This window comes from Alloalcanivorax dieselolei B5 (assembly GCF_000300005.1).
In the GTDB taxonomy this organism is placed as follows: Bacteria; Pseudomonadota; Gammaproteobacteria; order Pseudomonadales; family Alcanivoracaceae; genus Alloalcanivorax; species Alloalcanivorax dieselolei.
The window spans coordinates 1,904,454-1,917,016 of the sequence record NC_018691.1 but is presented as its reverse complement, the minus strand read 5'-3'; the positions used below and the strand labels follow the sequence as shown (position 1 = coordinate 1,917,016).

General features: G+C 58.6%; 12 protein-coding genes. 3 read left to right on the top strand and 9 right to left on the bottom strand.

From position 1 onward, the window contains the following. Positions 1–37 precede the first annotated feature (37 nt). Together zipA and smc are read right to left on the bottom strand one after the other, a co-directional pair. Positions 38–961 (bottom strand): cell division protein ZipA, encoded by a 924-nt coding sequence (gene zipA, locus B5T_RS08700; RefSeq protein WP_014994123.1) that lies wholly within the window; start codon positions 959–961, stop codon positions 38–40. A 234-nt stretch (positions 962–1,195) separates the two neighbouring features. Then, on the bottom strand, positions 1,196–4,705 hold the full coding sequence (gene smc, locus B5T_RS08695; protein WP_014994122.1) for a chromosome segregation protein SMC: 3,510 nt from the start codon (positions 4,703–4,705) through the stop codon (positions 1,196–1,198). A gap of 543 nt (positions 4,706–5,248) precedes the next feature. Between smc and B5T_RS08690 the strand changes: the two genes are divergently transcribed. After that, positions 5,249–5,554 (top strand): addiction module antidote protein, encoded by a 306-nt coding sequence (locus B5T_RS08690; RefSeq protein ID WP_014994121.1) that lies wholly within the window; start codon positions 5,249–5,251, stop codon positions 5,552–5,554. 22 nt (positions 5,555–5,576) lie between these two features. On the opposite strand, the gene B5T_RS08685 is transcribed toward B5T_RS08690, so the two are convergent. Both B5T_RS08685 and B5T_RS08680 read right to left on the bottom strand, forming a co-directional pair. Further along, complete coding sequence (locus B5T_RS08685; RefSeq protein WP_014994120.1) at positions 5,577–6,194, bottom strand: hypothetical protein; 618 nt, start codon at positions 6,192–6,194, stop codon at positions 5,577–5,579. 111 nt (positions 6,195–6,305) lie between these two features. Beyond that, entirely contained in the window at positions 6,306–7,298 is a 993-nt protein-coding gene (locus tag B5T_RS08680) for an alpha/beta fold hydrolase (protein WP_085942857.1), read from the bottom strand. Positions 7,299–7,547: 249 nt separating this feature from the next. On the opposite strand from B5T_RS08680, the gene B5T_RS08675 reads away from it, so the two are divergent. Further along, the gene (locus B5T_RS08675; protein ID WP_014994118.1) at positions 7,548–8,045 is read left to right on the top strand and encodes a GFA family protein; all 498 of its coding nucleotides are present in this window, start codon (positions 7,548–7,550) and stop codon (positions 8,043–8,045) included. On the opposite strand, the gene B5T_RS08670 is transcribed toward B5T_RS08675, so the two are convergent. Continuing rightward, positions 8,042–8,512, bottom strand: coding sequence for an HIRAN domain-containing protein (locus B5T_RS08670; protein WP_148279241.1), 471 nt, complete (start codon positions 8,510–8,512; stop codon positions 8,042–8,044). The genes B5T_RS08675 and B5T_RS08670 overlap by 4 nt on opposite strands. Positions 8,513–8,681: 169 nt before the next feature. On the opposite strand from B5T_RS08670, the gene B5T_RS08665 reads away from it, so the two are divergent. Then, positions 8,682–10,109, top strand: a complete 1,428-nt coding sequence (locus B5T_RS08665) for an IS4 family transposase (protein WP_014992672.1) — start codon at positions 8,682–8,684, stop codon at positions 10,107–10,109. 202 nt (positions 10,110–10,311) lie between these two features. Here the strand turns inward: B5T_RS08665 and B5T_RS22540 are convergent, their stop codons facing one another. From B5T_RS22540 to B5T_RS23040, 4 genes are all read right to left on the bottom strand, one after another. After that, positions 10,312–11,157, bottom strand: a complete 846-nt coding sequence (locus B5T_RS22540; RefSeq protein ID WP_014994116.1) for an REP-associated tyrosine transposase — start codon at positions 11,155–11,157, stop codon at positions 10,312–10,314. Positions 11,158–11,256: 99 nt separating this feature from the next. Next, entirely contained in the window at positions 11,257–11,616 is a 360-nt protein-coding gene (locus B5T_RS23050) for a hypothetical protein (RefSeq protein WP_148279240.1), read from the bottom strand. A 77-nt stretch (positions 11,617–11,693) separates the two neighbouring features. After that, positions 11,694–12,020 (bottom strand): hypothetical protein, encoded by a 327-nt coding sequence (locus B5T_RS23045; RefSeq protein WP_148279239.1) that lies wholly within the window; start codon positions 12,018–12,020, stop codon positions 11,694–11,696. Between the two features lie 203 nt (positions 12,021–12,223). Beyond that, the gene (locus B5T_RS23040; protein ID WP_148279238.1) at positions 12,224–12,562 is read right to left on the bottom strand and encodes a hypothetical protein; all 339 of its coding nucleotides are present in this window, start codon (positions 12,560–12,562) and stop codon (positions 12,224–12,226) included. Position 12,563 lies beyond the last annotated feature (1 nt).

The following is a 12,563-nucleotide window of genomic DNA, read 5'->3' as shown; positions in this document are numbered from 1 at the left end:
AAGGCAAGCTCCTACAGTGGTCTTGAGGCCTCCGAGCTCAGCTATGAGATACGCGCTGGCGCCGTTCGAACTCCTGCACGCGCTGGCGCAGGTGTTCCATGGTCTGCGGCGTCAAAACGCTGTGCTGCTCGTCACGCAGGTCGCCGTACAGCCCTTCGGCCATGCGCCGGCCGGTGGTGAGCATGCGATCCAGCGCCGCCAGCGGATCCTGCGGCCCCGGCAACTGCATGAAGAACGTAATGCCGGCGAATTCCTGCTCTTCCATGGTCTGGATATCGAAGGTGCCCGGTTCCACCGCGTTGGCCACGGAGAATTCCGGATACTCGTCGCCTTGCCGATGACAATGGAAGATGTTCATCTCGCCGAAGCGCAGGCCGCATTCCAGCAGATAACGGAGCATCGCCTCGCCGTCGAAACGGTCCGGGCGGCGCGCGATCAGATGGAACACGATCACTTCCTGCACCTGCCGTTCCGGCGGTGGCGCATCGCGACGGGGCTGGCGGGCTTCGGCGCGGGGCCGGGGGGCCTCACGAGCCGGTTGCGGTTCCAGCTCGTCCTCCGGCAAATCCCGGCTGGCGCGCATGGACGGCAGTGACTCTTCCGGCTCCGACTCCGGCTCGGCCTCATCATCGAACAGATTCTGCTGTTCCGCCCGCCGTCCGGCCATGTCGTCCGGCGATTCATCTTCTTCCATCATGATCGGCGGATCCTCACGGTCCTCCGGCAACGGTTCGCCGTCGGCGCCGCGACGGATCACCCGGGGGCGACCGATCACTTCCGGGTTGCTGTCAAGAAAGTCATCTTCTTCATCATCGCCACCGGTGGCACGACGGAAACGGCGATCGATGCGCATACGCAAGCGCCCGTGCCGTTCGCGGATCATTCTTCGCACACCGTCGGCCAGAATCAGCAGAATCAGAATAACCAGAATGCCGATCAGTGTTTCCAAATTCAGGCCCATTTGCCCCTTCCTTAGCGTGTGCCCCCAAGCGGACACCACATTAGGGTTATACGTCAGTTCAGATAATCATTCGCTACACGCCCGCCGCTGTCAAAGCGCTATCCGCATGGAAGCCGGGCGATTCACGCTGATAAGGTAAAACTTCTTAAGAGCGTGTCCTGGTTACATAAAACTATAAGCAGTTTAACGGCCCGGCGGCCCCGGGCCTGTTTGTCTCTTGTTACATCATCGCGGTTACATGGCCGCCATTTCAGCGGCCTCTTCCACGTCCACGGAGACCAGACGCGAGGTGCCGGGTTCGTGCATGGTCACGCCCATCAGAGCGTGGGCCATTTCCATGGCGATCTTGTTGTGGGTGATATAAATGAACTGCACCCGGGACGACATCTCCTGCACCAGATTACAGAAACGGCCCACATTGGCATCGTCCAGAGGCGCGTCCACCTCATCCAACAGACAGAACGGTGCCGGGTTGAGTTCAAAAATACTGAACACCAGCGACAAGGCGGTGAGGGCCTTTTCGCCCCCGGACAGCAGGTGAATGGTGCTGTTGCGCTTGCCCGGTGGCCGCGCCATGATCGCCACGCCGGTATCCAGCAGATCCTCGCCGGTCAGCTCCAGGTAAGCGTGCCCGCCGCCGAACACCTTCGGGAACAGCGCCTGCAGCCCTTTGTTGATGCGATCGAAGTACTCCTTGAAGCGGGTCCGGGTCTCGCGATCGATCTTGCGAATGGCATTGTCCAGGGTACGCAGCGCGTCTTCCAGATCCTCGTTCTGCCGATCCAGATACTGCTTGCGCTCGGACTGTTGCTGATATTCGTCGATGGCGGCCAGGTTGATCTGACCGAGCCGGGCGATGCGCTGGGCGATCTGCTCCAGGTCCTGGTTCCAGGCCTGCTCGTCGGCGTCCTCCGGCAGATTGGCGAGCACCGTTTCCAGATCGAAGTGCTGCTCGCTGAGTTGTTCGGCCACGGTCTGCCGGCGGGTGCTCAACTCCTGCCATAGCATGCGCTTCTGGCCGATGGCGTCACGCACTTCCTGGGCCTGACGCTCGAACTGGCCACGGCGGCCTTCCAGATCGCGCATCTGGTGTTCCACGTCTTCCAGCTTCCGGCGGGCGTCGGCCAGCTTCTGCTCCGCCTCCAGGCGCAGCTCCAGTTTTTCGTCCAGCTGCTGTTGCAGCTCCAGGCCGAGGTCGTCGCCGCCCTCACTGAGCTGGCTTTCCAGCAGTGCCTTGCGCTCGGCCAGGCTGGCCACCTGGCCTTCCAGACGGGCCAGGTTCTGACGCAGGGCATCCGCCTGGGTACGGGCCCCCTGGGCCTCCATGGCCAGTTGATGGGCCTGATCACGATGCTGCCGCGCCTGTTGCCGCGCTTCGTCCAGACGCAGGCGGTAATCGTCACGCCGCGACAGCAGCGCCTCGCGCTCGCCGGAGTCCTGCTCCATGGCGTCCAGGGCTTCCGCCAGCACCGTCCGCGCTTCCTTGATTTGTTCCTGTTCCTGCTCGAGCTGACCGCGGGTTTCCTCCAGCTCGCGGCCGAGCCGTTCCTGGCGCATGGTGATCTGCTCCAGGCGCACCTGGCGGGCACTGACCTGGGCGTTGACCTCCCCCAGCTCCCGGCTCAGCCGGCTGCCCTGGCGCTGGGTTTCCTCGCGTTCTTCCTCCAACGCCGCCACCTGCTCGCGGTTTTCTTCCAGCCGCGCCTTGAGGTCTTCCACCGTGGCGGTCAGGGTTTCGATCTGCTCTTCCAGCGCTTCCAACTGCCGGCGGCGTTCCAGGATGCCCGCTTCCTGATCCTGTTCCCGCACCACACGCAGCCAATCCGGCCCCAGCCAGATGCCGTCGCGGGTGACCACCGACTCACCGGGGCTCAACTGACCCCGCAGGGACAGCGCCCCAGGCAGATCTTCCACCGCGTAAACCCCGGCCAGCAGCCCTTCCGGAGCCTTGCCGGAGACCTTGTCCCGTAACGGCGTGCCTGTTTTTCCGCTATGGCCGCCGGCACCGTCCGAACCCGGCTGGACCATGGCGACACGGCCGTGGGTCAGGTCCGCCAGCCAGTCGCCGACCTGGTCCAACCCCTCCACGGCCACCGCCTGCAGGGCATCGCCGAGCACCGCTTCCACCGCTTTTTCCCAGCCCTCGGCCACGTTGATACGGTCCGCCAGGCGCGGATGGTCGTCCAGTTCGTGGCGGGTGAGCCATTCGCTCACCGCGCCGTCATCGCCCATGGCCGCCTTCTGCAGCGCCTCCAGGGAGGTATGGCGGCCGCGCAGGGTTTGCAGCCGCTCGCGGGCGTCATCCAGCTCACGGCCACGATCGCCGTTCTGGCGGCGCAGCTGGTTGATCTCATCCTGCAGCCGTTCGCTGCTCATCTCGCTCTCTTCACGCTGCATCTGCAGCTCGGCCACCTGCTCCTGAAACTCACGCATCTCGGTGGCCAGCGGGCCGGAGTCCAGGGACTCCTGCTCCTTGTCGAGCCGTCCCATGCGATCACGCAGGCGCTCGATGGATTTTTCCAGATGCTGGATGCGGGACTGTTCCACCTCCGCCTGGCGGCGTGACTCGCCGGCCCGGTTATTGAAGGTCTCCCACTCCTGCTGCCACTCCTGCATGGCCTCCTCGGCCAGGGTCAGCGTCTCGGTGGCACTATCCTGCAGCTCGCTGCTTTCTTCCAGCCGCGGCTCCAACTCCGCCAACTGCTCCTCCAGCATGGCCAGCTTTTCGCCGTCCAGCCGCTGGTGCTCATCGGCCTCTTTCCAGCTGGCCCGGACCTGCTCGAACTCTTCGTGCAACTGCTGATGACGCTCGCGCTGGTGCTGGATGCTCTGCTCCAGCCGCGCCACCTCGGCGCCGAGCGCGTAAAAGTGCTGCTGGACCTGATTGAAATGCTCCTGCGCTTCGTTATGCCCTTCGCGCAGCCGCTCGATCTCGGCGTCCACGTGGCGCTGCTCGGCCACCTTGGCCTCCATGCTCACGTCCAGCTCGCCGATCACGTGGTCCAACTGCTTGACCTGGTGATCCAGGCCCTGCCAGCGCAAGGCTTTGAGCTGAGCGCTCTTGTGGCGCTCCTCTTCCTTGTACTGCTTGTATTTCTCCGCCGCGGCGGCCTGGCGGCTGAGGCGCTCCAGTTGCCGTTCCAGTTCCTCGCGAATGTCGGTCAGGCGCTCCAGGTTCTCCCGGGTACGGCGCATGCGGTTCTCGGTCTCACGGCGACGGGCCTTGTACTTGGAGATGCCGGCGGCCTCCTCGATGTACACCCGCAACTCTTCCGGCTTCGCCTCGATCAACCGGGAGATCATGCCCTGCTCGATAATGGCGTAACTGCGGGGGCCGAGACCGGTGCCCATGAAGATATCGGAGATGTCCTTGCGGCGGCACTTGGCGCCGTTGAGGAAGTAATTGGACTGGCCGTCCCGGGTCACCAGGCGCCGCACCGAGATTTCACTGAACTTGCCGTACTCGCCCTGGATCTTGCCCTCGGCGTTATCGAACACCAGCTCGATAGAGGCCTGCGCCACCGGTTTGCGGGAGTTGGAGCCGTTGAAGATCACGTCCGCCATGGACTCGCCGCGCAAATGCTTGGCGGAGGATTCCCCCATCACCCAGCGCACGGCGTCGATGATATTGGACTTGCCACAGCCATTGGGCCCCACCACGGCGGTGAGGTTATCCGGGAACAGGGCCGTCGTGGGATCCACGAACGACTTGAACCCCGCCAGCTTGATGCTTTTCAGTCTCATAGAGTGCGCTACTCGCTTCCCGCGAACCGTCCCTGCCCGGCCACGCCATCGCCGGCCACGGACAAACCGTTTAAACCGGTTAGTCTAGCGACATGCCGCCCTGAATTCATCACACAAAGGGCGTAGGGGACGGGATGAGCTCCCAAGTCTCTCTTTGTGCACAAAAACACATATCCATAAAGGTATGGCTTACCCCTTCTCGCGTGCCTGACCTACAGACCTTTCCGATTTAGCCGACAGACCCGCCGGCCCCCACTCTTCGATACTGAAAGCTGGACCACGTCAGCGAGCATTTGCCATGAACGGCCCCCACTCCTCCGGTTCCCCTGGTGGGAAACCCTCTTCCGATTCCGAACCTTCCAGCCTTGACAGCCGTATCCAAAAGGATACAATTCGGACTTATACCGTACTGGACACTCAGGCGTTTCGCCTCTGGCTGTCCAGAGTGAGGGACCCCGTTGGCAAGGCCGCGTTGCTCCGCCGGCTGGACCGCTTGCGCAACGGGCAGATCGGCGATCACAACACCATAGCGAGGTGACCACCATGAACCGCCCTGACAACACACTGAAAGACCTCGGCATCCAACCTTTTGACCTCGCTCGCCATCTGGACAGCGAGGCCACCATTGCCGAATACCTGTCCCAGGTCCTGGCCAGTGGCGACCACAATGAATTGATTGATGCCATCGGCCACGTGGCCCGTGCCAAGGGCATGAGTGAAATCGCCCGCGCCTCGGGACTGGGCCGGGAGAGCCTGTACAAGGCCCTCAGCCCCGGCGCCAAGCCGCGGTTCGACACTGTGGTGCGGGTATTAAAAGCGCTGGGAGTGGAGTTGAAGATTTCCGTGTGAGGGAGTCTTACAAGGCCCCTGCCTATTGGTAACCGCAAGCCTCCAGCACCGGAGCAAACGCCTCTTCCGCGCCGGCCAGGGCGAAATTCAGTTCCATTGGTGAGCCGTCGGAGCTGTGCATCCGCAAGGCCACGTCATCCGCCTTTTCCAGAGCTTTCATGAACCGATACGCCTGATCCTGACGCAACCCCGTGGATCTCCCCTCGAACAGGTCCGGCCAGGCGGCTTTATGGGCCTCACCACCATCGAAGCTGTAGGCCACCTCGATATCGCCACTGTCGCTCACCGCGAAGGCACTCGGCCCTTTTCCCATACCTGATGCGTGGGTCACCACGAAGGCCAGTTTCCCGTCCGTGCACTCGGCCTCGAACCGAGTGTGATCATGCTCGCGCATGAGCAGGGATTTATTAGCGGCGCTCTTCAGGGAGTCGATGTTGCTGTATGCCGCCCCGCTATCGCCGTAGGCCCACCAGCCCATCATTTCCTTGAACCCGTTTTCGCTGGCCAGCATGCCGTAGGTACCGCCGTAATCGATCTCCGGGTAATCCGGATCCGCCCATTCAGGAGCGGCCTTGGCACCAAGCGGGGCAAGCGAGATCAGGCAGGCAAGCGGAAGCAGGAAGGTCCGTTTCGATAACATCAGCGCTCCATCGATACAATCGGCAAGGCGCGCATCCTAACATCGCGCCACCGGATTGGGGACCGCCGGCACCGTATCGCTGGCCGACGCCCCGGTCCCGAGCAGAATCCGCTACAGCTCGCTCAGCCCGTCCAACAGAGCCTTGTGAAACGTCTCCGGCGCCTGAATCTGCGGAGAATGGCCCAGCTCCGGGAACTCCACCAAAGTGGCATCGGGAATCCGCTCGGCGGCCTGCTCCCCCAGCACCTCATAGCGGCCCAGTTCCTTTTTAACTTCTTCGCTGGCCAGCCCTTTGCCGATCGCCGTGTTGTCCTGCTCGCCGATCAACAGCAGAGTCGGAACCCGCAACTGACTGAACTCATAAACCACCGGCTGCGTGAACACCATGTCGGAGGTCAGCGCCTGATTCCACGCCACCCGTTCCCGGTCCTTGCCGCGATACATCCCGGCCTGCATCTCCACCCAACGGTCATAACGTGGCTCCCAATGGCCGGCGTAATAAGTGGATTGCTGATACGCCCGGATGCCCTCCGCGCTCTTCTTCAATTCCGACTGGTAGGCCTGGTCGATGCCCTGATACGGCACGCCTTTGGCTTTCCAATCCTCCAACCCGATAGGATTGGCCAGCACCAACTGCTCCACCCCATCCGGGTACATCAGCGCATAACGGGTGGCCAGCATGCCGCCCATGGAATGCCCCATCACCGTAACCTTGTGGATATCGAGATTCGCGAGCAAGGAGTGAGTGTTGGCCGCCAACTGATGAAAGCTGAAATGATAATTCTCGGGCTTGGTGGATTTGCAAAAGCCGATCTGATCCGGCGCCACCACCCGGTACCCAGCCTCGGAGAGCGCTTCAATGGTGCCCTCCCACGTGCCCGCGCAGAAATTCTTGCCGTGCATCAGCACCACCGTGCGCCCGTTCGGCGTCTCCGGCGCGACATCCAGATAAGCCATCCGCACCGGCACACCTTGAGAAGTAAATTCGAACCGGTTCACCGGATAAGCGTAGTCAAAACCGGACAGCTCACCGTCATAAACGGCCTTTTCCGGCTGCCCTTCCGACGCCCAGGCGCCGGCAGTGGACAAAATCGAAGCGAACATAGCGAATCCCGTGGCTACGAATCGGGCCCCCATGGACATGACACTCTCCTCCCAGATGAAAAATGTATAGAAGGTAAACACGGCATTTCCTTCCTCACCTCGTTGGAGGCGTTCCTTTGCCGGGAGTTCCGTGCTCTCTCATTGCCTGTCCAGATTGATCGACTTACCCTCGTGCCATAGCCATCGGCATTACCCCCTGCCGCGCTGACACCATCGTCAGTGACGGCCCGGACCTCGGGAGGGAAAGTCATGTTGCTTCACGGTTCCTGCCACTGCGGCGCGGTACATTTCAGCGTCGAGTCACCACACCCCTATCCCTATCAACGCTGCTATTGTTCCATCTGCCGCAAAACCGCCGGCGGCGGCGGCTATGCCATCAACCTCAGCGGTCGCGCCGAAACGCTCTCCGTGGAAGGCGCCGAGCATAAGAGCATCTACCATGCCGTCATCGATGGTGAACCCAGTCCTGGCGAACGGCACTTCTGCCGGCATTGCGCCAGCGCCCTGTGGGTATTCGATCCGCGCTGGCCGGAACTGGTCCACCCGTTCGCCTCGGCCATCGACACCGACCTGCCGATCCCGCCCGAACGGGTGCATCTGCTACTGGACAGCAAAGCCAACTGGGTGGAAGTGGAAGCCGGAAAGAACGACAAATGCTTTGACGGCTATCCGGAGGAGAGTATTGCCGAGTGGCATCGGAGGTTGGGGTTGGCGGATAAGGAGGGCCCTGCCCCCCAGCGCCTCTAATCCAGACTATCCAGCGCTGGCATATCCAGAATGACACCAAAGCTGGGCTTGTTATTGGTCCCCCCGACAAGCCTGGCTTTGACGCCGACTTTGGAGTATTTGTCCAGGTCTAGCAGTTTGATCAGTTCCTTGAATTCCTTTGCGTTCTGGCGTCGTAGGTACCCTACCTTGAGATCATGTATGTAGATCGCGCAGGCATTTTTGTCATGTGGATTGTCAGGCTCGGGCACGACCCAGGCTTGCAGGTCATCATCCCGTCCACGACCGCTCTCAGAGGCCACTATTTCCAGATTGTCTTGGTAGTGAGACTCCCCAACTACATCAATGTCAAATTCTCCGCCCGCTCTGATCTGGGCTTCATGGTAAATTTTCTTGGCCTTTTTGCGGAACAGCATGATTATCCAGTTGGTGAAAAAGACTAGAGCTAAAATCAAGACCATTGCTAAAATCAAGGCGATCCATTCCATAAGCATCTTCTATCCTGAAAAGTGGTAGTGGCAGAGTTGCCCGCCCCGGGGTCAGGTCTGAATGGCACTTACTTAGTCGATAAGGCCTTGATCCAGAAACAAAAAAGCTGATCCAATGGCGGCGTGTTTATCTCGCCAAAGAATCGCACCCCGCCAAGGATCAGCTCCTATGGATGCTAAACAGAATCGATTTCAGCAGCAAGCGATCAAACGACAGTTGTCCCGCCAGGATGCCATCCGTTTTTTCAATCTGCTCACCTCTGCAGAACTCTTTGATGTACTGGAATCCTCATTGCCCGAGCACCGCGAGCGCCTCTTCCCGCCAACGGAAACCCTGGCGATGTTTCTGAGCCAGGTGATGCAAGCGGATCGCTCCTGTCAGCGAGTGGTCAATGAGGCTGCGGTGGCACGCTGGCTGGGAGGGCGCAAGGCGTGCAGTACGTCTACAGGCGGCTATTGCAAAGCTCGGCAGCGTTTACCACTGGAGCTGGTCTCATCTCTGGCACGCGCTACAGGATCGTTGAGCAACGAGAAAGTACCTGACAGCTGGCACTGGCAGGGGCGACCTGTTCGCATCGTTGACGGCACCACCGTGACTCTGCCGGATACACCCGCCAATCAAGCGGTTTATCCCCAGCAGCGCTCGCAGAAGCCCGGTCTGGGCTTCCCTCTCTGCCGCATTGTCGCCGTCACCTGTCTGGCCAGCGGTGCCGTACTGAATGCGGCAATGGGGCCTTATGCGGGTAAAGGCGCCAGCGAACACACCCTGTTCCGTTCGTTGCTGCCTGGCTTCAACGCTGGCGATATCCTCCTGGGGGATGGACTGTATGGCAGCTACGTGATTCTGGCGGACTGTCTGGCTCGTGGTGTGGATGTCGTGTTCGCACAAAATGGTGCTCGTAAGCTGACAACGGACTTCCGTAAGGGAAAGCGCCTGGGCCACAAGGATCATCTGATCCGAATTAGCAAACCTTGCCAGCGTCCGGACTGGATGAGTCTGGCGCACTATCAGGCACTGCCCGACGATATCGCCTTGCGTGAAGTGGCGCTGGGTGGAAAAGTGCTGATCACCACCTTGTATGATCCGGCGCGGGCGCCACGTCAGGCGCTGAAAGCGTTATATCGAAGCCGCTGGCAGGTAGAGCTGGATATCCGGCACATCAAAACCACTCTGGGGATGGAAGCCTTGAGCTGTAAAACACCGGAGATGGCGGAAAAGGAACTGTGGGTGTACCTTCTGGCCTATAATCTGGTCCGGCTTCTGATGGTGCCGTCCGCCGTGTTGGCGAAGGTATTGCCTCGTACGCTGAGCTTCAAACATGCTCTGCAATGCTGGCAGGCTTGGTACCAACAACTGCTCGCTTGCCATACCAGTGACGATTTAACGGAACTCTTTCGTCTGATTGGCCAGCAGCGGGTGGGGAACCGCCCAGGACGTATTGAACCCAGAGCGGTCAAGCGACGACCGAAACCGCTCCCGCTGTTAACGCGTCCCCGGCATGAGGCGCAGGCGTGGATACGTCGGCATGGGCATCCACCAAAGCAACGCCCATGGAATAAAGCAGGCTCCGGCGGGCAAAAGGCGGGGGTTAAGTAAGTGCCATTCGGGTCAGGTCTTGCCCGGTGCCTCGCAGTCACTCTTTCCAGCCAAGAAAGGCAAAGGGCAAGACCTGACCCCCACGGAAAAGGGTGTTACACGCCCAGGCTGCCGACCGCCAACATGGCCACGAACGCCAGCAAGACCATTATGGCTATCGCCAGGATTACAGTGAGTACCGTCCTGATCACGGCTCTGGGGGTCAGGTCTTGCCATTTGCCTTTCCAATGATTCGACTGATCCGGGAATAGTGCAGTCCGAAAAATTGACCGATCTCCTTCATGCTATGCCCTCCGCTTGCATACGCTCTGACTATAGCTTCATCTCGAGAACCTTCCGTCTCAGCATAGAACATCAAGGAACGTGCCGTAGGGCGGCGCTGCGCGGCAGGCACTTCAGTCAGTTCATCCGGCCTTTCGATATGGCTCTGCATCTCATTCACGAACGACTCGCTACCAAGATAGACCTGATTCTTCAGCTCTCCCCAAGGTGAGGGCTGATTCCTGCCTTCTGATACAAAGCGCTCATATCGTCGTACTGCTGCTCGCCGGGTTCCACCAAATACCGCCAAAACAGCATCTGCATGGAGCGTCTTCAGCTTAGACTTATAGCCCAGAGTTGCCCGATAGCTACTCCATGGCCAGTCCAGCGCGTCCCGAACCAGGCCCGCTCGAACCGGGTTGAGCACGATGTAACGTGCCAGTTCCAGAAGATACTCCTCCCTATCCACCAGGATCGCCTTATAACGCCCCTGGAACACATGCCCCACACGGCGATGATGGCGGTTAAAAACCTGCGTATAAACACCGTTAAGATGACGCATTCCCTTCGAAAGATTACCGTCCGGTGTTTCAATCAGAAGGTGATAGTGATTTCCCATCAGACAATAGGCGTGACACACCCAATTAAAGGTTTCGTCCACATCATCAAGAACAGCAAGAAAGGCGTGTCGATCTTCGTCCGCTTCATAAATCAGATCGCGCCGGTTTCCACGCGAAGTCACATGATATAAAGCGCCTGCAAACTCCAAGCGCAGCGGTCTGGCCATCCTTGGCTCCTCCACTCATTGCTTTATCTATACGAAAACTCCAGCAGCATCCCTTCTTCGGAAGGCAAACAAGACCCTGCCCCGAGTTGACCGAGCCCGCTATCTTAACATCAACTCCGTCGCGTCACTGCAATTACCATTGTGAGAGAAGGGAGTAACTTCCCTTTCAGACACATAAGCAGTCAATGCCATGGCCCTAATTCCGTTCAGCCGTTGTTGATCCAGAGTGCTTTTATAAACAATCCACCCTTTGTGCTCGGTCTCAGGATGTGCGCTCTGCGCCTCTGAATAATCAATTTTTATCATAAAATCATTGGTATCCCACCCGCCTTCAATTACCGACACAATCTTACCTCTTCCACATATTCCCCCCATAGCCGGAAAAGAGGCAAATGCAAGAAGGATACTCAGTCCGAAAATTAAAAATTTAGTTACAGACAACCCAGCTCCTAATCTCATAATTCACTCCGCATTTCCCTGAAAGGCAAAAAAATGACTAGCCCCCCCTGAGCCCCTTCAGACCTGACCCTCAAGTCCTAATTTGACAAACGAAATCTAGATCCAGTAGCAAAAACGTCCTTACACTGCCCATCATACTCGAAGTCAACCACATTACTTGTGCTTTTAGCCGTCAAGGCAATGGATATCATCGCCTTGCAAAAATCATCGCTTATCTCACATGCCACAGCGTTATAGTTTTTCGGATCACATACAGGCCGATTTGTAATTTCCTTGCTGGATGCATCGATCCAAACAATACCAAGATCCTTAGTGACATCGACCTGTGACACTTTAAAATTTTCATTGCTGAGAGAAAGCGCTTGACCGGAAATCAAAGCCCCCCCCAAAAAACGAAAATCCATTTTTTGTTAATCATCAATAGCTCCTAAGTTAGATACTGATTTACGTCCCCCGCAGATCTTGCCCGCCATTCGGGTCAGGTCTTGCCCGGTGCCTCACCGCCACTCTTTCCAGTCAAGAAAGGCACAGGGCAAGACCTGACCCCCAGAGCCACTCGCACCCAGACCCCCACCCCACTCTAAAAAGAGCTTCCAGGCTTATAACCTCACACAAGCTCTCGGAATAAACTGGAATCTGAAGGGTTTGGCCAATCCGCCCCCCCTAAAGCCACCCCCTCTAACTCCAAATCATACTCCCCGATCACAACACACATATACGAGCCACCGTAAGGAAAATCTGGGTGAGAAAAATTGTATTCCCACATCCTAACATCAGGAACTTTTGATAAGGGGCGCCCAAGTTTTATCTTAGAATAGAAACCAACGCCAGTTTCTTCCCAGTCAACACTATGAGCGCCTTCAATTCTTTCTTTAATTTCCTCACTTAAGAAATCCGCACCTCTAAATATGAGTTCAAGCGCAATAACCTCCTGATTTCTCAACACA

What these genes read in the sequence shown, in the direction of transcription:
- zipA (WP_014994123.1), bottom strand. Translation starts at nt 961, where the DNA reads ATGGGCCTGAATTTGGAAACACTGATCGGCATTCTGGTTATTCTGATT.
- smc (WP_014994122.1), bottom strand. Translation starts at nt 4,705, where the DNA reads ATGAGACTGAAAAGCATCAAGCTGGCGGGGTTCAAGTCGTTCGTGGAT.
- B5T_RS08690 (WP_014994121.1), top strand. Translation starts at nt 5,249, where the DNA reads ATGAACCGCCCTGACAACACACTGAAAGACCTCGGCATCCAACCTTTT.
- B5T_RS08685 (WP_014994120.1), bottom strand. Translation starts at nt 6,194, where the DNA reads ATGTTATCGAAACGGACCTTCCTGCTTCCGCTTGCCTGCCTGATCTCG.
- B5T_RS08680 (WP_085942857.1), bottom strand. Translation starts at nt 7,298, where the DNA reads ATGTTCGCTTCGATTTTGTCCACTGCCGGCGCCTGGGCGTCGGAAGGG.
- B5T_RS08675 (WP_014994118.1), top strand. Translation starts at nt 7,548, where the DNA reads ATGTTGCTTCACGGTTCCTGCCACTGCGGCGCGGTACATTTCAGCGTC.
- B5T_RS08670 (WP_148279241.1), bottom strand. Translation starts at nt 8,512, where the DNA reads ATGGAATGGATCGCCTTGATTTTAGCAATGGTCTTGATTTTAGCTCTA.
- B5T_RS08665 (WP_014992672.1), top strand. Translation starts at nt 8,682, where the DNA reads ATGGATGCTAAACAGAATCGATTTCAGCAGCAAGCGATCAAACGACAG.
- B5T_RS22540 (WP_014994116.1), bottom strand. Translation starts at nt 11,157, where the DNA reads ATGGCCAGACCGCTGCGCTTGGAGTTTGCAGGCGCTTTATATCATGTG.
- B5T_RS23050 (WP_148279240.1), bottom strand. Translation starts at nt 11,616, where the DNA reads ATGAGATTAGGAGCTGGGTTGTCTGTAACTAAATTTTTAATTTTCGGA.
- B5T_RS23045 (WP_148279239.1), bottom strand. Translation starts at nt 12,020, where the DNA reads ATGGATTTTCGTTTTTTGGGGGGGGCTTTGATTTCCGGTCAAGCGCTT.